The organism is Mucilaginibacter flavidus (assembly GCF_024055575.1).
In the GTDB taxonomy this organism is placed as follows: Bacteria; Bacteroidota; Bacteroidia; order Sphingobacteriales; family Sphingobacteriaceae; genus Mucilaginibacter; species Mucilaginibacter flavidus.
In genome coordinates this window covers 151435-173888 of record NZ_JAMXOE010000010.1, presented here as the reverse complement: position 1 = coordinate 173888, position 22454 = coordinate 151435, and the positions used below count along the sequence as shown (strand labels likewise).

The 22454-nt window shown below is 42.8% G+C and carries 18 protein-coding genes and 1 tRNA gene; 15 read left to right on the top strand and 4 right to left on the bottom strand.

The annotated features are described in order from the left end of the window. Nucleotides 1-123 precede the first annotated feature (123 nt). Complete coding sequence (locus NAF19_RS16270) at nucleotides 124-3828, top strand: sensor histidine kinase (RefSeq protein ID WP_252791134.1); 3705 nt, start codon at nucleotides 124-126, stop codon at nucleotides 3826-3828. Nucleotides 3829-3994: 166 nt separating this feature from the next. On the opposite strand, the gene NAF19_RS16265 is transcribed toward NAF19_RS16270, so the two are convergent. Further along, on the bottom strand, nucleotides 3995-5317 hold the full coding sequence (locus tag NAF19_RS16265) for an amino acid permease (protein WP_252791132.1): 1323 nt from the start codon (nucleotides 5315-5317) through the stop codon (nucleotides 3995-3997). A 170-nt stretch (nucleotides 5318-5487) separates the two neighbouring features. Between NAF19_RS16265 and NAF19_RS16260 the strand changes: the two genes are divergently transcribed. The 9 genes from NAF19_RS16260 (at nucleotide 5488) to obgE (ending at nucleotide 14559) form a co-directional block, all read left to right on the top strand. After that, nucleotides 5488-6108, top strand: a complete 621-nt coding sequence (locus NAF19_RS16260; protein WP_252791131.1) for a hypothetical protein — start codon at nucleotides 5488-5490, stop codon at nucleotides 6106-6108. A 269-nt stretch (nucleotides 6109-6377) separates the two neighbouring features. After that, complete coding sequence (locus NAF19_RS16255; protein ID WP_252791130.1) at nucleotides 6378-8528, top strand: carboxy terminal-processing peptidase; 2151 nt, start codon at nucleotides 6378-6380, stop codon at nucleotides 8526-8528. A 229-nt stretch (nucleotides 8529-8757) separates the two neighbouring features. After that, nucleotides 8758-9885, top strand: a complete 1128-nt coding sequence (locus tag NAF19_RS16250; RefSeq protein WP_252791129.1) for a ligase-associated DNA damage response exonuclease — start codon at nucleotides 8758-8760, stop codon at nucleotides 9883-9885. After that, on the top strand, nucleotides 9882-11498 hold the full coding sequence (locus NAF19_RS16245; RefSeq protein ID WP_252791128.1) for an ATP-dependent DNA ligase: 1617 nt from the start codon (nucleotides 9882-9884) through the stop codon (nucleotides 11496-11498). Before NAF19_RS16250 ends, NAF19_RS16245 begins: the two co-directional genes overlap by 4 nt. 388 nt (nucleotides 11499-11886) lie before the next feature. Beyond that, nucleotides 11887-12348, top strand: a complete 462-nt coding sequence (locus NAF19_RS16240; protein ID WP_252791126.1) for a redoxin domain-containing protein — start codon at nucleotides 11887-11889, stop codon at nucleotides 12346-12348. Between the two features lie 120 nt (nucleotides 12349-12468). Then, on the top strand, nucleotides 12469-12711 hold the full coding sequence (locus NAF19_RS16235; protein WP_256484322.1) for a GIY-YIG nuclease family protein: 243 nt from the start codon (nucleotides 12469-12471) through the stop codon (nucleotides 12709-12711). Beyond that, nucleotides 12702-12775, top strand: a tRNA-Arg gene (locus NAF19_RS16230). Before NAF19_RS16235 ends, NAF19_RS16230 begins: the two co-directional genes overlap by 10 nt. Before the next feature lie 120 nt (nucleotides 12776-12895). Next, a complete protein-coding gene (locus NAF19_RS16225) occupies nucleotides 12896-13468 on the top strand; it encodes an adenylate kinase (protein ID WP_252791124.1) in 573 nt (190 codons plus the stop codon). Between the two features lie 92 nt (nucleotides 13469-13560). Then, a complete protein-coding gene (obgE, locus tag NAF19_RS16220) occupies nucleotides 13561-14559 on the top strand; it encodes a GTPase ObgE (RefSeq protein WP_252791123.1) in 999 nt (332 codons plus the stop codon). A gap of 81 nt (nucleotides 14560-14640) precedes the next feature. Here obgE and NAF19_RS16215 read toward each other — a convergent pair whose 3' ends face one another. Then, nucleotides 14641-16221, bottom strand: a complete 1581-nt coding sequence (locus tag NAF19_RS16215; RefSeq protein ID WP_252791121.1) for a hypothetical protein — start codon at nucleotides 16219-16221, stop codon at nucleotides 14641-14643. Further along, nucleotides 16211-16492: a hypothetical protein gene (locus NAF19_RS16210; protein WP_252791120.1), complete on the bottom strand. Its 282-nt coding sequence runs from the start codon at nucleotides 16490-16492 to the stop codon at nucleotides 16211-16213. The genes NAF19_RS16215 and NAF19_RS16210 overlap by 11 nt, the downstream gene beginning before the upstream one ends. Here NAF19_RS16210 and NAF19_RS16205 point away from each other — a divergent pair. The 3 genes from NAF19_RS16205 to gap all read left to right on the top strand — a co-directional run bounded on the left by NAF19_RS16205 (nucleotide 16478) and on the right by gap (nucleotide 19621). Then, nucleotides 16478-17245, top strand: a complete 768-nt coding sequence (locus tag NAF19_RS16205) for a glycosyltransferase family 2 protein (protein WP_370362886.1) — start codon at nucleotides 16478-16480, stop codon at nucleotides 17243-17245. The genes NAF19_RS16210 and NAF19_RS16205 overlap by 15 nt on opposite strands. A gap of 114 nt (nucleotides 17246-17359) precedes the next feature. Beyond that, nucleotides 17360-18463 (top strand): MraY family glycosyltransferase, encoded by a 1104-nt coding sequence (locus tag NAF19_RS16200; RefSeq protein ID WP_252791119.1) that lies wholly within the window; start codon nucleotides 17360-17362, stop codon nucleotides 18461-18463. 144 nt (nucleotides 18464-18607) lie between these two features. Further along, nucleotides 18608-19621, top strand: coding sequence for a type I glyceraldehyde-3-phosphate dehydrogenase (gene gap / locus NAF19_RS16195; protein WP_252791118.1), 1014 nt, complete (start codon nucleotides 18608-18610; stop codon nucleotides 19619-19621). Nucleotides 19622-19713: 92 nt separating this feature from the next. On the opposite strand, the gene NAF19_RS16190 is transcribed toward gap, so the two are convergent. Further along, on the bottom strand, nucleotides 19714-20361 hold the full coding sequence (locus NAF19_RS16190) for a hypothetical protein (RefSeq protein ID WP_252791117.1): 648 nt from the start codon (nucleotides 20359-20361) through the stop codon (nucleotides 19714-19716). Nucleotides 20362-20567: 206 nt separating this feature from the next. Between NAF19_RS16190 and NAF19_RS16185 the strand changes: the two genes are divergently transcribed. Beyond that, nucleotides 20568-21005: a GNAT family N-acetyltransferase gene (locus NAF19_RS16185; protein ID WP_252791116.1), complete on the top strand. Its 438-nt coding sequence runs from the start codon at nucleotides 20568-20570 to the stop codon at nucleotides 21003-21005. Nucleotides 21006-21129: 124 nt separating this feature from the next. Further along, nucleotides 21130-22320, top strand: coding sequence for a phosphoglycerate kinase (locus NAF19_RS16180; RefSeq protein WP_252791114.1), 1191 nt, complete (start codon nucleotides 21130-21132; stop codon nucleotides 22318-22320). The last annotated feature ends 134 nt before the right edge of the window (nucleotides 22321-22454 follow it).

The following is a 22454-nucleotide window of genomic DNA, read 5'->3' as shown; positions in this document are numbered from 1 at the left end:
AAGAGCGACTTAAGACTGGCGACTAAAGACTTTAGACTTAAACCAAACTTAGGACTGTTTTTTTGGTTACATTTGGTGTCACTACAGATAAATTCATTGGCTACCTCCGGGAAAATACGTTTAATGCTGGCGCTACTGTGTGCCAGCTTGCTTTTAACGGCAGTAATTGTCCGTAGCACGTATACTCCTGTAACCAATCTCGACCAAACTGCCAAACTTCTTGAGCATAACCTGCGGCAGAAAGAGGACGATGTTAACTCCTTTATAAATAACAAAAGCAATTTCAGCAGCTTAAAAACACTGCCAACAGCACCACAGCTGTCGTTGGACCTTATAAAACAATTTACTACCGATAAAAGCATTTGGTTTATTACCCTTACCAATAACAGGCTAAGCTTTTGGAGCGGCATAAAAGTGATCCCTGACAGGCCGGAAACTATTAAAGAGGGTTACAGCTTTCGACAGGAGGCTAATGGACGTTACGAAGTAATCCGGAAAAACGAGGGCGATTTTTCGGTGATTTTTTTTATCCCGGTTAAATTAGACTACAATTTCCAGAACGAATACCTTCAAAACACGTTTGCTGTTGATTTATTAAAAGACAACAATATTGAAATAGCCGATTTTACCGATAAAAGCGTTTATGAACTGCACAGTACAAACGGAACCTATTTATTTTCGGTAAAGCTAAAACAGGGCGAGGTTAGCCATTCTTTTTTTTATTACGAAATAACCATCTGGCTGTTAACGCTGTTATGCTTTTGCGTATTAATGAACAATATATGCAATTACATAGCAGCCAAAGGTTATCTTATCATCAGTTTAATAACACTGGCAACATTTATTGTGCTGATGCGATGGGTAAACCTTTACTTCGGCTTGCCCGAGCTAAGTTATAAGGCCGATATTTTTAGCCCCATGCTATATGCATCGAGCATGGCTTACCCCTCGCTGGGCGATTTGTGTCTCAACATACTCTTAATCTGCTGGTTTGTTAGCTTTTTGTATACCAGGCGGCGTGCCTTGCTAAGAGCAACTTCGGGCAAAGCTGCAAGCTACGCTATTTTAATAGGCGGCACATTGATACTACTTGCAGTAGCAACGCTATTGCTAAATATTTTTAGCGGACTGGTAGTAAACTCGCGCATTAACTTTGACGTTAGTAACGTACTTAACCTGTCGTTTTTCAGCGTATTGGGCTTAATTATGCTTTGCTTCAGCTTCCTGATTTTCTATCTGCTGATCGAAGTTTTTTTAACCGTTATAAGCCGCCTTTCTATTTCTAATTTAAACAAGGTATTGGTGGTGCTCTCGGGAGTGGTTTTGGCAACCGCGATTGATACTTATTACCGCGACTTTAGTTTGTTCTATGTTTTTTGGGCGATACTGCTTTTTGCGCGGGCCTATGCTCACAGGTATCACAGTGGCAGGTTAAATGCTATCTCGCTGTCGTTTATAATTTTAATATGCTCGCTGGTGTCGGCCATAAAACTCAACTATTTTGAGTCGAAAAAGGAAAACGACACGCGCAAAACTTTTATTCAAAAATTGGAGGCGCCTACCGATGCAAATGCCGACTTCACCTTCAAAAAAGTTGAACACCAGATCATTACCGACCCATCTATAATTGCCTACTTTACAGATAGCATCCACAACACAAACTACATTAAAACCCGGCTGCAAAAACTATACTTTAACGGCACCATGTCGGTTTATGATTTTACCGTTCATGAATTTGACGACCTGGACCAACCTCTTTCTGCCGATAAGACGTACCTGTTAAACGTGTTTAAAGACATGGTGCAATACAGCTCATTAAAAGTGTCGGATTACTTTTACAAGGAGAATGAATCGTTCGGGTTTCAAAATTACTTTGGGATATTACCCATCGCAAAAGACAATAAAAAGCTGGGGACAATTGTAGTTTACCTAAAATCTAAACCCCAGCAAACAACTATGTCGTTCCCCGATTTGCTTGTCGACGGGCACATTAACCGCGATGACGAATTTAAGAATTACTCGTATGCATTTTATAGCGACAATAAGCTGGTTACCCAAAGCGGCTCTTATGTTTATGATCTTGAAAACAACCAATTTAAGGGCCTATTAAAACAGTACGAAACCAAGACCACACGTGGCAACAAGCCGCAATGGTACCTGTATTTTACAAACTACAACCACCTGATTTATAAGCCAAGTGAGCGCTATTTAATAGTGGTGAGCAAAGAACAAAACCTGCTGTTTATTGCCATAACCTCGGTCACCTTCTTTTTCGTTGTGTTCCTGCTGTTTAGTGTTTTAATATTACTGACTGGCTGGCTGTGGATAAGGATAAAAATATTTAATGTAAAGAACAACCGCATCGGGTGGGCGTTCAAAATAAATTTCGACCTGGTACTTTATAAAACCCGCATACAGTTTTCAATGATATTTGCCGTAGTGGCAACCCTGATTGCGGTGGGCTTTATCACATTTTTTTCGATAAGTACCCAATACCAAACCCAGCAGGATAAAGCCATTCGCGAAAAAATAACCCGGATAGCGTCGGCGTTCGAAAATAACCTCAACAAATATTTATCGGGTGTTAATGAAGAAACGCAGGTTAGTTTTAACGACTTCGCCAATACCTATGGCGCCGACCTTACGTTGTTCGATCGGAATGGCGCTGAGTTGATTAACACCCAGCCCAAAATATACGAGTTTGGCCTGCAGGCCCGACGTATGAATGCAAAGGCCTTTGTAAACCTGGGCAAACTGCAAAAGTCGGAATTTTTGAACGATGAGATTATAGGCCGATTAAACTATAAAGCCGCGTATGTGCCCATACGCAATGCAAACGAAACTGTGGCTTATTTGCAGTTGCCCTATTTTGGTAACGAGGCCGAATATAATGAGCGGATAGGTGCACTGCTCAATATTATGATAAATGTTTATGCATTAATTTTTATTGCGATAGGCCTGTTTGCAGTAATTATTGCCCGCCAGATAACCGCTCCCTTAAACTTTATACAACTTAGTTTAAGTAAAACATCGTACGGGAAAAAGAACGAACCGATACGCTGGGACCGTAACGATGAGATAGGCGCTTTGGTGAAAGAATACAACAAAATGATTGCGGCGCTCGAAAACAGTGCGCAAAGGCTGGCGCAAAGCGAAAGGGAAAGCGCCTGGCGCGAAATGGCAAAACAAGTTGCTCATGAAATTAAAAATCCGCTAACGCCTTTAAAACTTGGCTTGCAACTGCTCGATAAATCGTGGAAAGACAAGGACCCTAAGTTTGATCAGAAATTTGAGCGTTTCAGCAAATCGTTTGTTGAACAGATAGAAAGCCTTTCGAACATTGCATCAGAATTTTCGGCATTTGCAAAAATGCCAGATACCCGGTTGGAGCGGATAAATATTTTTGAAATATTAACACAGGCTGTTACCATTTTTAAGCAGATGGATAACATTAAAATTGTTTACCAGGCCCCTGAACTTCCGTTTATAATTAACGCCGACCGCGACCAGTTGTTGCGTTGCTTTAACAACCTGTTAAAAAACGCCATTGAGGCCTCCCCTTCCGACAGGATGGGTATAATTGAAATAAGCCAGATGATAACAAATAAAAACATTTTGCTTACCATAAAAGATAATGGTAACGGTATACCCGAAAACGTGCGCGAAAAAATATTTGAACCAAACTTCACCACCAAAAGTTCCGGCACAGGTTTAGGACTTGCCTTTGTTAAAAACTCCATTGAAAACGCCGGCGGTAAAGTTTGGTTTGAAACAGAAATGGGCAAGGGCACCACATTTTACTTCAGTTTGCCGGCAGCTTTGGCGTAAAAACAGAGTCAAGAAATCAAGAACCAAGAACCAACAGTCAAGAATTTAAAAGTTGAGAAAGGCTTTGCTAACTTTTGGCTATTGTGTACCTGTTTTGTCCATATCAGCGTTCTCGCTTTTGCGTCTTGATTCTTGGTTCTTGATTTCTTGAATCTGACTTCTCCACTCAATTATTATCTACGGTCACCTTCTTCTTATAGGCTATCCACACATAAAACGGCAAACCGGCCATCAGGCATAAAAAGCCGTAATAAACCGTGTCGGGGCCCGAGCCGGCTATGGCCCAGATGGAATAACAAAAAGCCATAACGCCTACTAACAAGCCAACAAACAGGCCACCCTTGTAAAGGTGTTTGGTTTGCAAACGCACAATCATAAACGCGGCCGAACAAAAAAGATAAGGCACCAAAGTGGTAAACGTCGACAGCAGGATTAAAATTTTGAATTGCTCCACCAGGCCCTTGGTGTAGTTCATCAGCATAAACAATGACACAAACGTACTGCTCACTGCTATACCGACAAAAGGCGCGCCTTTTTTGTTTTGCCGTGCAAATATTGCCGGGAAAAGTTTATCCTTCGCTATTGCATAAGGTAGTTTGCCTTGTATAAGCGTCCACCCGTTAAGCGCACCAAACGCAGCAACAGCCATACCCGCGGCGGCCCAATAGCGGGCGTTGTTCCCAAACATGATAGCCGCAGCATCCGCATACGGCGTAGGCGATTTGGCCAGCGTCGCCGCCGGGATAATGCCCATAATGCTTATACTGCCCAGCAAATACACCACGGTGCAAATCAGCAAGCCGAGCATGGTTGCACGCCCAATGGTTTTACCGGGATTTTCCACGCTATCGGCTGGTATCGTAGCACATTCAATCCCCACAAACGAAAACAGGGCAATAGTAGCCGATTTATTGATAACATTATAAATGGAATCGCCGCTGCTGTTAAACGGGTGAAAATTCTCCAGCCTGATAAAAAACAGCCCGCCGACGGAGATAACTACCAATGGCGTTAACTTCAGGATAGTTGTAACCAGTTGCATTTTGCCCGATGCGGTAACCCCGCGCATATTTACCCATGCCAAAAACCATATGGCCACCAACCCCGTCGAAACAGCCAGCACCGGGCTTTTAGTCAGGATCGGGAAAAACGTACTCATGGCACTAACAAACGAAATGGTTATAGCCGCATTAGCAGTAATTATTGAAATATAATATCCCCAGGCAATCATAAAGCCGGCAAAATCGCCGAAACCATAATGGGTATAAGCATATGGGCCACCGACGCTTTTGGGCACCATCTCGCTCAGCCTGCTAAAAACCCGTGCAACAAAAAATGCCCCGATAGCAGAGAATAGCCACCCCAGTAAACTTATACTGCCGAATGAGGCCATTGCCGCAGGCACGAGGAACACTCCCGAACCAATCATGCTGCCAACTACCAGCGAGGTGCTTGTCCAGATACCTAATTTTTTTGATGCGCCGGCCATATACTATAATTGGGTTTTTACGTTTAAGTGCGGGTAAAGTAATTTTTAAATATATTGATATAAGTTTGAATTTGCGCTGAATGTGAACATGTTGATTTTTAGCGATTCTTTCATTTATCGAAAATTATTTACCTTTACCTGATTAATTTAAACTTGGGACAAAAGATTAAATGAGAATAACCCTTCTTATTATTTGCTGCTTATATGGCTTTTCGGCATCCGCTCAGTGGTATCGCCTGGATTTTAAAAAGCATGTTCGCTACCCCGAAATTGAGCGCACCAATATCAATTTTGTTTCGCGCGTAAATAGTAAAATGGCTTTAAAACCCGTTAAAATTCAAAAAATTACACTTAGCCGCAGTGCGTATAGCCTGGAGGCTGCCGAAAATATGGTAATGCGCGATGCCCAGCACAATATGCGGTTCAGGGTATATGCCGATGCCAGCTATAACTTTAGCGAACTTGCCAAACTTTATATCCAGCAAAACCGCTATTCGGAAGCTAAATGGTATTTACTGCAAAGCAACATTATCTCGCGCCAGCAAAATGATGATAAACACACCATTGCCAATTTGATTGACCTGGCCATGATAAAATCAGACCTTGGCGATTTTGAACAGGCTAAGCAGGATCTTACCGAAGCGCATGATATGGCAGCCTTACGCGGCTTTTCAACTGATGTAGCCACCATCGAAAAAAAGATGGCTTACATCAAACTCAATAAAAATAACGCTCCTAAAACCGATGTTCGCTACGCCGAAAATGCGTTGCTCAATACCAAGGCAGAATAAAGGTGTGCGAATCTCACCTTTTTATGCGGGTAAATCATACTCGCTTAGTTAATGCCTGCTATTCAATTTGCAACTACACAATAAATTTGTAACATTACCGTAAAATGTATGTGTATTTTGTAAAAACAATACAAACATTATTGTAATATTGTTATTCATTATTAAGACGGCACATTAGCTGTCTTTTTTTGTATTTAGATTAGTAAATGGAATTTTAGGCACAAGTATTGATGTTTTATAAAACCCCCGACTTAAAGCAAGTAAAAGATATGTTCAAAAAAGTTTATTTAGTGCTGGTGCTTGGTGCCACACTGGCCTGCAGCGCTAAACCAGCCAAAATTTTAAGGGTTGATGGCGTAAAAAACATACAGCCCGACGAGCAGCAAAGCATTGTTTGCAAAACTATTGCAACGCTGATATCGAAATACAACTACAAAAAAGTTGAGTTGAACGATTCAATTTCGGTAGTTATTTACAACCGCTATTTAAAAACCATGGACGAAAGCCACAACTATTTCCTGGCGTCGGACATACAGGATTTTGATAAGTATAAAACTGTTTTGGATGACGATGCTAAAATCGGCAACCTTAACGATGCTTTCTACATTTTCAACGTTTATCAAAAAAGGTATATCGAGCGCATGACCTACTCGATAAGCCAATTAGATAACAATTTTGATTTTTCGAAAAGCGACAACTTTACTTACGACCGCGATAACCTGCCGTATGTATCGTCGGTAGCCGAAATGAATAAGTTGTGGACAGAGCGCGTAAAATACGACATGCTCAACTTAAAATTGGCAGGTAACGATGTTGCAAAAAGCAAAGATTTACTGAAAAAACGTTACGAAAATTTGTTATCGCAGGCTAATAAATTAAACAACCAGGATGTGTTCCAGGTGTTTATGGATGCCTTTACCGAGTCTATCGACCCACACACAAGCTATTTTAACCCGGCAAACGCAGCCAATTTTAATATCGACATGTCGCGTCAGTTGGAAGGTATTGGCGCCGGTTTGAATATCGAGAATGAGTTTGTGATCATTAAATCACTAACAGCTGGCGGCCCAGCCGAGAAAAGCAAGCAGGTAAATGTTGACGACCGTATTGTTGGCGTTGCACAAGGCCCGGGCGGCGAGTTCCAGAACGTAGTAGGCTGGCGCATTGACAATGCTATTGCCCTTATCCGTGGCAAAAAAGGAACAATCGTACGTTTAGAGCTTTTACCAAAAGGCCAGAGCGTAGGCAGCAAACCTAAAATTGTGGAGCTTACCCGCGAAAAAATCATCCTGAAAGACGAATCAGCGAAAAAGGAAATCCGTACATACAATCAAAACGGTAAAATTGTTAAGATAGGTGTTATCTCTGTCCCTGCATTTTATATCGATTTTAACGATTACAAATCGGGCAACCCTAATTACAAGAGCACCACGCACGACGTTAAGTTATTGATTGACTCGTTAAAACAACAAGGAGTTGACGGTATAGTAATGGACATGCGCCAAAACGGTGGTGGCTCGTTACTTGAAGCTGTTGACCTTACCGGCCTGTTTATTAAAACCGGTCCGGTAGTACAGGTACGCAACCCAAACAACGAAATTGAAGTTGATAAAGACGAAGACCCAAGCGTAGCCTACTCTGGCCCGCTTGCTATTTTAGTCGACCGCTTTAGTGCTTCTGCAACCGAGATATTCTCGGGCGCGATACAGGATTATGGTCGTGGCATAATTTTAGGAACCCAAACTTATGGCAAGGGTTCGGTTCAAAATGCTATCGATCTGGACAGGGTTATCCCGCCATCGATGCTGGAACGCGCCGCTGCACTTGTAGGTAAAGACAAAAAATCGGTTAAAGTAAGCACCGGCAGCCAAAGCGTGTTTGGTCAGCTGAACTTAACCATAGCCAAGTTTTATCGCATCACCGGTAACTCTACACAACATAAAGGCGTAACGCCTGATATTACTTTCCCTTCGGTTATCCCAATGGAAAAATATGGCGAAGACACCGAGCCATCTGCAATGCCGTTTGATATAATTGCCAAAAGCGATTACACCAAGGTCGGCGACTTTACATCCGTGTTACCGCAGCTTACAAAACTTCACGATGCACGCATGGCAACCAGCCCTAACTACAAATTTATGCTGGAAGACATTGCCGAAGGCAAAAAACACGAAGCTGAAAAAAGTGTGACCCTTAACGAGCAAAAGCTTAAAGACCAGCGCGATAGTGACGAAAAGAAACAATTTGACGAAAACAACCAGCGTCGTGTAGCCATGGGTCTGCAGCCGCTTAAAAAAGGTCAAACCCGTCAGCGTGGCGAAGACCTGGACTTCCTGAAACGCGAAGCTGGCCAGATATTGACAGATTATATTACCCTGGATAACAAATTTAGCAGCACAACAATACCAGCTGGTAACTAAAAAATTATCCTGATTGAAATATCGCAAATCCTGGCTTAGGCCGGGATTTGTTGTTTAAAAGGTTTTTTCTCCACGTGCGGGCAAAACAAATAGGCGCACAATTTCCGTTAAGTTGCAGGAAATACTCCAAGCCGCAAAGGGGCGCTATCCACCAGCGCAGGTCGCAGGCCTGCGCTAAATAGGGTAGCTTCCATTTAAAACCAATTTCCGATAGTCAGGTTATTAATCTATGGCAAAAAAACCGCTGCTTGAGTTTACCGATAAAGGGATTTACTGCGCTACCGGTAAATTCTATATCGACCCATGGAAACCGGTTGACGATGCAGTGATAACCCACGCCCACGCCGACCATGCTTATTTGGGCCATAAACGTTACCTGGCGCATCATTTCTCACGAGAAGTGCTCTTGTATCGCCTCGGCGAAATCAACCTGCAAACTGTTGAGTATGGCGAAAAAGTGATGAAGAATGGCGTAGAGGTTAGTTTGTTCCCTGCCGGGCATGTCATCGGCTCGGCGCAGGTGAGGGTGGAATACAAAGGCGAAGTCTGTGTGGTATCCGGCGATTATAAAGTGGAGGATGATGGCATTTCCACGCCTTTTGAGCCGGTGCGCTGTCATCACTTTATATCTGAATGTACCTTTGGTATGCCCGTATACCAGTGGAAGCCACAAGCCGATGTTTTTGCCGATGTGAACAGTTGGTGGCGCAGCAATGTGGAGCATAACCTGGCAACTGTAATTGTAGGCTACTCGCTGGGTAAAGCGCAGCGCATTTTGCAAAACCTTGATTTATCTATCGGAAACGTTTACACACACGGCGTAATCGAAAATACCAACGAAGCACTGCGCCGCAATGGCATAAAACTTAACCCGACAATCCGGATAACGCAGGATATGCCGAAGGAAGAGGTTCGGAAGGGTATCATCCTTGCGCCGCCATCATCTGTAGGCACGCCATGGATGCGAAAGTTTAACCCTTACAGCTTTGGCTATTGCTCGGGCTGGATGGCCATTCGTGGTGCCAAGCGCCGCCGTGCGGCCGACAGGGGCTTTGTACTATCAGACCATGCCGACTGGGACGGCCTCATAAGCGCCATTGACGCCACGGGCTGCGAAAGCGTTTACCTGACGCATGGCTACACTGCGACTTTTACGAGATATTTGAACGAAATAGGCTTCGATGCACATGAGGTACACACCCTTTACGGCGACGATGAAGGAATTAACAGTGTGCCGGAAGAAGAACCAACGCCTCATCCAATCATCTCGAAGGCAAATGGCTTTGAAAAGAGCGAAGCCCAAGTCCTCTCCTTTGGAGAGGACTTAGGTGAAGCTAAAAAGGAGGTCAAAATATGAAAGCCTTTGCCCAACTATTCCTTTCCCTCGATGAAACCAACAAAACCAACGAGAAGGTTAAAATTCTGAAAGACTATTTTAACACTGTACCTGATACAGACAAAATGCACATGCTGGCTTTGTTTTCAGGCCGCAAGCCTAAACGGCAGATAAATTCCACACTGGTTCGCAACTGGGCCATCGAGGCGTCAAAAATCCCGGCCTGGCTGTTTGAAGAAAGCTATCATGTGGTGGGCGATCTGGCCGAAACCATGGCCCTGCTGATGCCGCAAAACCGGGGCAGCAGCCACAAAACACTTACGGAGTGGATTGCCGAGATCAATGCGCTCGGCACCAAAACCGAAGAAGAGAAAAAGCTTTGGCTCATGGATTCGTGGGCGATGCTGGATAGCAGCGAACGCTTCGTGTTTAATAAATTGCTTACGGGTAGTTTCCGCGTTGGCGTATCGCAAAGTTTGGTTATAAAAGCGCTGGCTGACATTACCGGCATAGAAGCTCCCGCCCTAACCCATCGCATAATGGGTAGCTGGATGCCCGAAACCTATACTTACGAACAACTGGTGCAGGAACAAAGCGCATCCGACGACATATCGCGCCCCTACCCCTTCTTTTTGGCTTACCCCATACAGGAGACATCCGAAAAACAAAAATCGACAGATGAATTGAAGATTGATTTAGGGGAGGAAGGCCAATGGCAGGCCGAATGGAAATGGGATGGCATTCGCTCGCAACTGATCAAACGTGGCGGTGAGATTTTTATCTGGAGTCGCGGCGAAGACCTCGCAACCGACAAATTCCCCGAGTTACACCCTTTTTTACAAGCCCTGCCTGATGGAACGGTGATAGATGGCGAGTTGCTTAGCTTTCAAAACGGGCAGCCCATGCCGTTCAATGTTTTGCAAACACGCATCGGCCGTAAAAACCTCAGTAAAAAAATTCTGGAAGAAAGCCCGGTTGCAGTTATTGCTTACGATTGCCTGGAATATAAAGGCGAAGATATCCGCCATAAAACCCAGGCCGAACGCCGGGTAATTCTCGAAGGATTGCAGGCGGCAACACCCTTCCCGGAAATGTTCCGCTTATCTGCCTTGATACAATTTACTACATGGGAGGAATTGGGAAAAACGCGTGAACAATCGCGTGCCATGATTGCGGAAGGTATTATGCTAAAACGCAAAAACGCCGCCTACCAGGTTGGCCGCAAACGCGGCGACTGGTGGAAATGGAAGATAGATCCGCTATCTGTCGACGCCGTAATGATATACGCCCAAAAAGGCCACGGCCGCCGCGCCGACCTTTACACCGACTACACCTTCGCCGTTTGGGACGGCGACAAGCTGGTGCCCTTCGCCAAAGCCTACAGCGGCCTCACCGATGCCGAAATAAACAAGGTCGACTACTTCGTCAAACGCAACACCCTCGAAAAATTCGGTCCCGTACGCACCGTAAAACCCGAGCTGGTTTTTGAAATTGGTTTTGAGGGCATAAATAAATCCACCCGTCACAAATCAGGGATTGCTCTGCGTTTCCCGCGCATTTTACGATGGCGACTTGATAAGCCGAAAGAAGAAGCCGACACAATTGAGAGTTTGAGGGCGTTGTTGGGGGAGTGAAAGGTTGGCATTAATATATTCAATAGGTTGCGTACCTGCGGCACGCAGGTATTTATGTTATATTTTTCTACCAATATGTGGCACAAATGTTTTTCGGCCACATCGGGGCCAAATATTGGTAGAAATCAGCGAAACAAAACAATCCGCGCCCTAGGTGCGTAACTCAGCGTTCAGTCTTGGAATGCCATAATTCACTCGCCCCAAAAAACTACTCGCTGGACTAACCAGCGAAGCCTTTTCCGCCCGGTAGCTCACCATAATATCAGTAATTACCAATGCCGCAGTTTTCGTATCCACCAACATTTAATATATCAATTTGACTTAATAATTATATACTGCGACTGCAACATTTAAATATTTATCATTCCTTTGCATAAAAAACACACCTATGTCAATACAAACAGGCTCTGCCGCACCACAGTTCACTTTGTTCAACACCGAAAAAAAGGAAGTTTCGCTATCTGATTTTAAAGGTAAAAAGGTAATACTGCATTTTTTCCCTTTAGCGTTCACCAGCGTTTGTACCGAACAATTATGTACCATGCGCGATAACTTTGGTTATTATGAAGGCTTAAACGCGATTGTTTTAGGTGTTTCAGTAGATTCGCTTTTTACGTTGGGCAAGTTCAAAGAAGAAAACAACTACCAGTTCGATTTACTTTCCGACTTCAACAAAGAAGTTTCGGCTGCCTACGGGGCCTTATATAACGAATTTGCTTTTGGTATGAAAGGCGTATCAAAACGTGCTGCTTTTGTTATAGATGAAGAGCAAAATATAATTTACGCTGAGGTATTGGAGTCGGCCGGCGACTTGCCAAATTTTGAAGCAATTGATGCTGCAGTAAAGTAATTTGAAAAAAATTACAGCTGTTTGAAAAGAAATTCTATCTTTGCAGTCCGTTTGAAAAAGTACTTGTACCTGCCTGCCGGCAGGCAGGGCTCAATTGGATAAAGCACCTGACTACCATATATGTTCTATGTATATGTTTTATTAAGTGAACAATATGGACGCAGGTATATTGGTATGAGTAACGACTTTGAAAAAAGACTTATTCAACACAATGCAGGATACACAAAATCGACTAAAGCATATAGGCCTTGGAAGATTGTTTATACAGAGAGCTTCGATACGTTGTTGGAAGCTGTAAATCGCGAAAAATACCTTAAAACAGGTGTTGGGCGCGAGTTTTTAGATAGAGTATTGCACTTGTAGCTCAATTGGATAGAGCACCTGACTACGGATCAGGAGGTTAGGGGTTCGACTCCCTTCAAGTGCACATTAAAGAAGTCGAAAGTCTTTAGTCTCAAGTCGAAAGCACTTAGGATTAACGACTCCGGACTCAAGACTAATTAAGCCTTTCTGTATAGTACCGAAAGGCTTTTAATTTGATAGAAGCATGCTGAACCTGGTATTGTTTGGTCCTCCCGGAGCTGGGAAAGGGACTCAATCACAAAAGCTTATAGAAAAATACGGCCTGATACACCTTTCAACAGGCGACCTTTTGCGTGGTGAAATTGCGCAGGGAACCGAACTCGGTTTAGAAGCTAAAAAGCTGATGGACGAGGGTAAATTAGTTCCCGATGCGGTAGTTATCGGGATGATTAGCCATAAGCTGGATGCCAATAAGGATGCTAAAGGGTTTATTTTTGACGGTTTCCCCCGTACAGTGGCACAAGCCGAAGCTCTGGACGAATTACTGGCGAGCAAAAACGCACCGATATCGGGAATGGTTGCACTGGAGGTTAATGACGACGAGCTGGAGTCCCGCCTATTATTGCGCGGCAAAGATTCCGGTCGCCCTGACGATGCAAACCCGGAAGTTATCCGCAAGCGAATAAAAGAATATAACGATAAAACCGCACCTGTTGCGGGTTTCTATAAAACTCAAAATAAATACAAAAGCATAAATGGCATCGGTTCTGTCAGTGAAATATTTGACACAATAGGCGGCATTATTGCTACTTACTGATTTCGGATTTCGGAATTCCCATTTCGGAATTTTATATTTTGGATTTATCAGGTAAATCCGAAATCGAACATCCGCAATCCGAAATAAAAATTATGTCTCAAGGTTCAAATTTTGTTGATTATGTGAAAATCTGTTGCCGCAGCGGCCACGGAGGGGCGGGTTCATCTCATTTGCACCGGGATAAATTTACAGCTAAAGGCGGCCCGGATGGTGGCGACGGCGGCAGGGGCGGTCATGTTATTGTTAAGGGCAATGCCCAACTATGGACACTTTTGCACCTTAAATTCCGTAAGCATGTTATAGCCGGTGACGGCGGCGCTGGCGGCAGCTCGTTGAAGAGCGGCAAAACCGGCATGGACGAAATATTGGAAGTGCCGCTGGGTACCATAGCCAAAAACGCCGAAACAGGCGAAACACTGTTTGAAATAACTACCGACGGCGAAACAAGAATATTAACAGACGGCGGTCGCGGCGGCCTGGGTAACTGGCACTTTAAAACGCCAACCCTGCAAACCCCGCGGTTTGCCCAACCCGGTGAAGACGGCAAAGAAGAGTGGAACGTACTGGAGTTGAAAATACTGGCCGATGTTGGCCTGGTGGGCTTCCCGAACGCCGGTAAATCAACCTTGCTTTCAGTAGTATCGGCTGCGAAGCCCGAGATTGCCGATTACCCGTTCACTACTATTGTACCCAACCTGGGTATAGTAGCCTACAGGGGTGGAAAGTCGTTTGTCATGGCCGATATACCGGGCATAATTGAAGGTGCATCACAAGGCAAAGGTTTAGGTTTTAGGTTTTTGAGGCACATTGAACGCAACTCGGTATTGCTGTTTATGGTGCCTGCGGATACCAATCGCAGCATAAAAGAAGAATACCACATATTACTGCACGAACTGAAGGAATATAACCCCGAAATGCTCGATAAACCAAGAGTGCTGGCCGTAACCAAATCGGATATGCTCGACGATGAGCTGATGGCAGAAATGAAAAAGGAACTTCCAACGGATGTCCCCTCTATTTTTATATCATCAGTAGCCCAGAAAAACATCGATGAGCTGAAGGATTTGTTGTGGAAAGAGATTAATGGGTAAGAAGTTGATTAGGTTGATTAAGTGAGTGGTTGATTAGGCTAAGAAATCAGACCCGCACAAAAACTTAATCAACCCAATCAACTACCTCTTCATCCTCGCCTCATACAACACGTACTTATCGCTTAACATAGAAAGGTTAAAACCAGTATAACCTGGAAAACTCTTCATTACCAGCTTCTCCTTTGGTCCATTGTAGGTTTCGGGCAGTATAATGAACAGCGGACCGGCAAAACCATCATACTTGTAATCATCTATGTCGATTTTGTAGTCGTCGCCAATCGGCGAAAGGTTGATGACACGATTATGCATTACCTCCAGGCTAACGTCGTTGGCTATGAAAACAAATGTTGCGTCTTTGTTCTCCCTATCCAATTTCATGATGGCGTTTAATGATTGTTGGTCGATGTTAATCTGGGATATACCGGTTGTGCCTTTTGCGCTTTGATTTTGGTTAATATTATACCCTTTGATCACATAATTAACGCTATAACCTGCAATGCCCAAGCAAACCACCGTAAACGCCAGTTGATACCCACGCTTTAACCTGCTTACCACGTAAATCAATCCCGGCGCTATCAGTATACCAATAATACGGAAATGCCGGGCCTCGTAAGATATGTTAAGTTGCTTTAGATAAGCAAATCCAAAAAACAATAATGCACCGAAGTAAAAAACGAAAATAAAAAGCCGGTAGTTATTATTGTGGACAGATTTTATCAATGTCCAAATCAACAACAAGCTTAATATGGCCAAACTAAATACAATCGCAACCGACCAGAAATGACTAAACATGGGTTTCCCAAAATTATACAACAGCCCATGAAAAAAATCATCCAATGAGAATCCTGAAAGCAGCGGGGTTGACAGCGGGAAGCTAAATGTAGCTGTAGTTAGTTTAAACCCTTTTGAAACCGTCGCCGGGCTTTGTCCTTTTGAAAGGAATAATATATAAATAGCTGCAAGCGATAATGCAGCAGGCACACCTATCCATAACCCCTTCTTTAGCCATTCAACTATACCTTGGCTACTTAATGATAGCCGTGCCCACAAGCAGAAAAGCCCTGCGATATACATCCATAAAAAAGAAGATTTAAAGAAGAAGCCCATCCAACCGGATAGAAGCACGAAAAGCAACAGCTTCCAATCCTGCTTTTGCAGCGCAACACATCCATATAAGAACCAACCTTCAAAAGCAAAAAGCAAAACCTCTCCCCCGGTATAAAAAACATATGGAACAAAAAACGCAACTTGGCAGATGATAAATAAAAGGCTTAACGCTGATATCGTCGGCGTAAACCCGATTTTTTTAAAGAAGCTGTAAAAGCCGGCCAATCCGCACAGTTGTGCCAACGCCACAGTTATTGCCATGGCTTGCCCTGTATTAACGCCTGCAATCAATTTAAAAAAATACGGCACCAAGTATTGCCCTGGGGCCCACCATGTGATAAATTCAGTATAGTTTTGGGCGATGTCGCTTTGGTCGGGCGCTACCATGGTATTAAAAGGCCCGCCCAGCTGCATGCAGCGCAAAACATGGAAACCGTTGGCCGGATCAGGAAAAAGCGCCGGTGGGATTAAAACCAGCAGCACGCCCAGCAATACCACAACCACACTAATAATTATTAAAATAGTTTTGTGAGGGGATTTTTGATTAGCGCTCATATTTTTCAAGAAGGAATAGCACGTTGTTATCGTTTATGTTATAAACCGGCCTTTTATTTGTGTTAAGCTTTAAATCTTCGAAATGTATACGGTATTTTTCCGTCAGCGTAGGGTCGGCGCCGTAGTGCTTTAAAAAGAACGTTTTGTTTAACGATATGGCATCGGAATAAGCCAAACTTAAAAAACCGAACGAGATATAAATTAACAGGGGGATAGTTTTGAGGTAGCGCACCTTAATAAACTTAACCAGGTAAGTATACAAAAGGTACATAAACACAGGTATTACCGGTATCAAAAATCGGGTATCGTTTGTTTTAACGCCGAAAGCACCATAAAAAGCTGCATTGAGTCAGTTAAAAGCCAGAATTATACCGACATCGAATATATAATTATCGACGGAGGTTCGACGGATAAAACTATCAACATCATTAATAATTATGCACATTATGTAAATCATTTTGTTTCGGAGCCGGACCTCGGGATATACGATGCGATGAACAAAGGCATCAAATTAGCCACCGGGGATATTGTTGGCATGTTGAATGCCGATGATTATTTTACCGATAATTCGGTATTAAGCCATATTGCAGACGCTTTTCGCAAATATAATGCAGATATTATTTATGGCGATCTTGATTATATAAACGAAAAAGGTGCTGTTGTCCGAAAATGGCGCTCGGGACAAATTTCGCGCAGAAAGCTCGAATTCGGATGGATGCCACCACACCCAACGTTTTACTGCAGACGCAATTTATTTGATCAATTCGGCCTTTATCGCCTTGATTATGGAACTGCAGCAGATTATGAATTAATGACAAGATACCTGTATGTCAATAAGTTAACTACATTTTATTTAAAAAAAATAATAATTAAGATGAAATTAGGCGGAAAGAGCAACAAAAGTATAACCGCCCGCGTAAAAAGAATGTTCTTTGATTTGAAGGCCATGAGGAATAACGGTATCAGGCTCCCTTTTATAGCATTAATAGTTAAGCCGATACGTAAGATAACTCAATACTTTTAATCAGCATGAAATAATGTTAATATGTTAATAATAAGTGGATGGGTAACTTAACAATTGTTATTTACTTGCACTCACTAAATTTAACTATTGTATAATTAGCGTAAACGATTAAAGATGATGGATTTTCTACATAATTACACATTTATATATTACATTTTCATTATCGCCGTATCCCTGCTGATAACTTCATTTGCAATCCCATCAATTTTACACGTAGCCCGCTTTCGCCACCTATACGATGACCTTGGACATTTCAGAAAAGAGCATGACCACGGTATACCAAGGTTGGGCGGGGTAGCTATTTTTGTTGGTTTTACTATAACTTCACTCCTGTTTTGTATGACTGATAAATCGTTACCGATAAATTACTTGCTTACTGCATGTATTATATTGTTTGCGATGGGTATAAAAGACGATCTTTCGGGTGTAAACTCTAATACAAAATTTGTAATACAATTTGTTGTTTGTGCCATATTGGTGATACTGGGCGATATTCGCCTTACGGGTATGTATGGAGTATTTGGAATTTACGAGATGCCATACGTAGTAAGCGCCGGTCTGTCAATTTTATTAATCCTGCTGGTGGTTAACGCTTTCAATTTGATTGATGGTATCGACGGTCTCGCCGCTACTACCGGAATCATAGCAAACGGCGCCTTTGCAATATTATTCATATACATTAAGCAGTATGAGTTGGCGGCAGTTTCATTTGCAATGTCCGGCTCAATTTTAGGCTTTTTACGCTTTAATATTACGCCCGCTAAAATATTTATGGGCGATACCGGCTCATTGCTGATTGGCTTAATATCGGCAGTAATGGCATTAAAGTTTATCCAGGTAAATATGCTTGCCCCTAACAATCTGCCCGGAATCTACGAGGCCCCGGCACTGGCAGTTGCCATTTTGATAGGCCCCATATTTGATACAATCAGAGTTTTTGTTGTGCGTATTGCAAACGGCGGCTCTCCTTTTGTAGCCGATCGTAATCACATACATCACCGCATGTTAAAACTGGGTTTCAGCCATTTACAAACTACGCTTATTTTAACTGCCGCTAATATTTTAACCATATTTATGGTACTGTTATTAAAAGAATATGGCAATACAGTACTTATTATTTTAATTGTATTAATGTCCATGGCGTTTAACTGGTTGATCACCTTTTTTCTTCGCTCAAAAGAACGCGAAAGCCTGGCACTCCGGAATTTATTTGTTTGATTGCAAGCAATAAATAACAACAACAACGGAGCCGGGAAATATCCCGGCTTTTTTATTTTATTGTAATATTAAAATCCTATTGCCACGGTTCTTTCTTGTCTCTGATTGTTAAACCGTAAATTTGTTGCCATATAAACCGCTACTATGAGAATTGCCATAAACGGCTTCGGGCGTATAGGCCGTGTATTTTTACGTAATATTTTAACCCGGGAAAATATAGCAGTTGTTGCCATTAACGACCTTGCAGATACCAAAACCCTTGCACACCTTTTTAAATACGACTCAGTACATCGTGGCTTTAAAGGAACAGTTGATTTTGACGAAAACCATTTAATTGTTAACGGCCACGCTATAAAAATTCTTACCGAAGCGAGTCCGTCAAATTTGCCGTGGAAAGAGCTGGATATCGATTTGGTAATAGAATCAACCGGCAAATTCACCTCAAAGCAGGGTGCCGAACAGCACTTAGTAGCCGGGGCTAAGCAAGTAATTATATCTGCTCCCGCCAGTGATAAAGGTATACCTACAGTTGTACTCGGCGTTAACGATGGGCAAATTGATCTTACGTCACCAATTTTATCAAACGCATCATGTACCACTAATAATGTTGCAGCCATGGTTAAAATACTTGACACTAACTGGGGCATTATTGATGGTTATATCACCACCGTGCACTCCATGACGGGCGATCAAAGCCTGCACGATGCGCCGCACAAAGATCTACGCAGGGCAAGGGCCGCGTCCGGTTCAATTATTCCAACTACCACCGGGGCTGCTAAAGCCATAACGGCCATCTTCCCGCATTTGGAGGGCCGGCTCGGTGGGGCGGGAATACGAGTACCTGTGCTAAATGGCTCACTAACTGATTTTACCTGCAGCCTCAAAAAACAACCTACCGTTGAAGCTATAAACATAGCTTTTAAACAGGCGGCAGAGGGCGCAATGAAGAATGTTTTGGAATACACCGAAGACCCAATCGTATCGACTGATATATTAGGCAACACCCACAGTTGCATCTTTGATGCTCAGCTTACTTCGATAGTTGGTGGCCTGGTAAAAGTTGTGGGCTGGTATGATAACGAAATGGGCTACTCGGGCCGCCTTGCTGATTTGGTGGAGAGGATTAGTTTATATATTGATAAAGTTGGATTAAGTTGATTGAGTTAGGTGAATATTGCAGCCGTCAAACATTACATGCTACGAAGTACATAACCTAATCAACCAAGTCAACCTAATCTAACTTAATCAACTTACTTCACATACTGCACGTACGCAACAGCGCTGGTAACAGGGTAATTTTTCTGATTATAATAGGTGTACGATGAAAAAGTAATCAACTCATCGGTTTTGGCAAGCAGCAGGTTTTGCTGATCAGTTGCCAGATCGGCCGACCCGTAAACTTTAGAAAAAGTAAGTTTGCGGTGAACATTAACTTTTTTTACATGGACCCCGTTTATGGTGGTATCTGATATAGTCTTAAACTTCACATTGTTTAAGTTATCATCTATTGAGTTAAATGTGGTTTGGCCGTCTTGGTTTACCGTTGTAAAATCAAAAGCTGCCAGCGACGTTTTTTTCCAGTCCTCGTTCAAATGTATGGCCGAAGTTTTTTGATACCCTTCAGCCAGTAAAAAAATATTCACATTTTCGTCAAACGCCATCACCAGGATTTTGCCCGATACGTTGGTTTTAACTTTTTGGGCATAGATAATAAAGGCGGCCATATGTGCGGTGTCGTCATTTGTTAATTTTACAGTCGAATCTGGTTTTGCCGAAATGGGATTTGTAGGGCCGGCAGTTTTGCTCGTATCTGTTGATTTTACAGGCGTTATATCAGCTTTCTTGCTGCAGCCCCAAAGAATAACGGAAATTAATAATAACGAAAATACTGTTTTCATAATATTGTGATTCTATAGGCCCTGCGTAAATATTAATGCAATACTTGTGCTATTCTTACCGAAGCTGTAAAAAACCGCCTATTGACGCCGAAATGGCACTTATTTGCCCGGAGACCGCGTTTGTGGTAGCATTAACTCGTGGCGATAAGTTAGCACCGTTGGGGAAAAATTGGCCATTTTTGCCTCGCGGGAGTTATTTAAAAACCATGATTAAGTTTATTAAGATTGATAATACACTATTAGCCATACGAAACAACGTTTTGCGCGAAGGGAAACTAAGCCACGAAGAATGCATTTTTCCAACTGACACGTTACCCGGTGCATTTCATTTGGGTTATTATGTTGGAGATGAACTTGTTTGCATAGCGTCCTTTCATCCGCAGGCTTATGGAGAGTTTACAGGCGTTGGGTACCAGTTACGCGGCATGGCGACAGTCGATGAATACCGGGGCAGAGGCCTGGGTAACCAGTTGTTAAATTTTGCAATAGTTTATCTGCACGGGCAAAAAGCAAATTATTTGTGGTGTAATGCGCGTAAAAGTGCCCGCCAATTTTATTTGAATATGGGGTTTGAAACAATTCCCCCTGAGTTTGAAGTACCCGACATAGGTCCTCATTATGTAATGTATGTTAAAATTCAGTGATGTTTTTATTAATTAAAACACCTTTTTAACATTTACTTTCCAATTTGGAATTAAAATGCTGAATTTGGCGGCTCGAAAAATCGCTTGCATTAACCATTTGCATTAACCATTTGCATCAAACATTATGAAAACAGTAGATCAAATTAGCTTTTCAGGAAAAAAAGCCCTCATAAGGGTTGACTTTAACGTTCCTCTTGATGAAAACTATAACATTACCGACGATAACCGGATGACGGCAGCATTGCCGACGATAAAAAAAATATTGAATGACGGCGGGGCAGTTATCCTGATGTCACACCTGGGCAGGCCAAAAGGCGGACCTGAAGAAAAATATTCATTGAAGCATATAGTTTCGCATTTATCTGATTTATTGGGCCAACAGGTTCAGTTTGCAGATGACTGCATTGGCGCCGCCGCTGAAAGCAAAGCAAAGGCCCTGGGTAAAGGCGAGGTGCTGTTGCTCGAAAACCTACGCTTTTATAAAGAGGAGGAAAAAGGAGACAAGGATTTTGCTAAAAAACTTTCAAAACTGGGCGATATTTACGTTAACGATGCATTTGGTACAGCACACCGCGCACACGCTTCGACAGCTATAATTGCACAATTTTTCACTAATGCCAAATACTTTGGCTACCTGATGGCTGCCGAATTGCAAAACGCCGAAAAGATATTAAACAATGCCCCAAAGCCATTTACTGCCATTATGGGCGGTTCAAAAGTGTCTGACAAGATCGAGCTGATAGAAAAACTGCTTGATAAAGTAGATAATCTTATAATAGGCGGTGGCATGGCTTACACTTTCGCTAAAGCCGATGGCGGTACTATTGGTACATCATTGGTTGAAGCCGACAAACTTGATCTGGCTCTTAGCCTGGTTAAAAAAGCAAAAGAAAAAGGCGTAAACCTGTTATTACCCGTAGATAATGTTATTGCCGATGCATTTTCGAACGATGCAAAAACTGATATTGCAAAAACAGGCAAAATCCCGGATAACTGGATGGGATTGGATATTGGCCCTGAAACTATTAAACTATTCAGCAAGGTTGTTGAAGAATCAAAAACTATACTTTGGAACGGCCCGATGGGCGTTTTTGAAATGGAGAAATTTTTGGCGGGTACAAAAGCCATTGCCGATGCAGTGGCTAAAGCTACCGACAATGGCGCATTTTCGCTTATCGGCGGTGGCGATTCTGCTGCAGCTGTGGCCAAATTTGGCATGACCGATGACGTGAGCTACGTGTCAACCGGCGGCGGGGCATTGCTAGAGTATATGGAAGGCAAGGAATTGCCGGGTGTGAAGGCGATTAATGAATAATTTGATGATTTGAAAATGAGCTGATTTGAAGATGATAAAGCGCTTGCAATCTTCAAATTACCAAATCTTCAAATCAACTCATCAATAACGTAACGATTTTATGAAGACAACCCAAACCGGTTGTCTTTTTTGTT

Bases quoted from the DNA above. Each gene is read 5' to 3' on its own strand.
- NAF19_RS16260 (WP_252791131.1), top strand. From the start codon at position 5,488: ATGAGAATAACCCTTCTTATTATTTGCTGCTTATATGGCTTTTCGGCA.
- NAF19_RS16190 (WP_252791117.1), bottom strand. From the start codon at position 20,361: ATGAAAACAGTATTTTCGTTATTATTAATTTCCGTTATTCTTTGGGGC.
- NAF19_RS16245 (WP_252791128.1), top strand. From the start codon at position 9,882: ATGAAAGCCTTTGCCCAACTATTCCTTTCCCTCGATGAAACCAACAAA.
- gap (WP_252791118.1), top strand. From the start codon at position 18,608: ATGAGAATTGCCATAAACGGCTTCGGGCGTATAGGCCGTGTATTTTTA.
- NAF19_RS16180 (WP_252791114.1), top strand. From the start codon at position 21,130: ATGAAAACAGTAGATCAAATTAGCTTTTCAGGAAAAAAAGCCCTCATA.
- NAF19_RS16240 (WP_252791126.1), top strand. From the start codon at position 11,887: ATGTCAATACAAACAGGCTCTGCCGCACCACAGTTCACTTTGTTCAAC.
- NAF19_RS16265 (WP_252791132.1), bottom strand. From the start codon at position 5,317: ATGGCCGGCGCATCAAAAAAATTAGGTATCTGGACAAGCACCTCGCTG.
- NAF19_RS16225 (WP_252791124.1), top strand. From the start codon at position 12,896: ATGCTGAACCTGGTATTGTTTGGTCCTCCCGGAGCTGGGAAAGGGACT.
- NAF19_RS16215 (WP_252791121.1), bottom strand. From the start codon at position 16,221: ATGAGCGCTAATCAAAAATCCCCTCACAAAACTATTTTAATAATTATT.
- NAF19_RS16255 (WP_252791130.1), top strand. From the start codon at position 6,378: ATGTTCAAAAAAGTTTATTTAGTGCTGGTGCTTGGTGCCACACTGGCC.
- NAF19_RS16200 (WP_252791119.1), top strand. From the start codon at position 17,360: ATGATGGATTTTCTACATAATTACACATTTATATATTACATTTTCATT.
- NAF19_RS16270 (WP_252791134.1), top strand. From the start codon at position 124: ATGCTGGCGCTACTGTGTGCCAGCTTGCTTTTAACGGCAGTAATTGTC.
- obgE (WP_252791123.1), top strand. From the start codon at position 13,561: ATGTCTCAAGGTTCAAATTTTGTTGATTATGTGAAAATCTGTTGCCGC.
- NAF19_RS16250 (WP_252791129.1), top strand. From the start codon at position 8,758: ATGGCAAAAAAACCGCTGCTTGAGTTTACCGATAAAGGGATTTACTGC.
- NAF19_RS16210 (WP_252791120.1), bottom strand. From the start codon at position 16,492: ATGTACCTTTTGTATACTTACCTGGTTAAGTTTATTAAGGTGCGCTAC.
- NAF19_RS16185 (WP_252791116.1), top strand. From the start codon at position 20,568: ATGATTAAGTTTATTAAGATTGATAATACACTATTAGCCATACGAAAC.
- NAF19_RS16235 (WP_256484322.1), top strand. From the start codon at position 12,469: ATGTTCTATGTATATGTTTTATTAAGTGAACAATATGGACGCAGGTAT.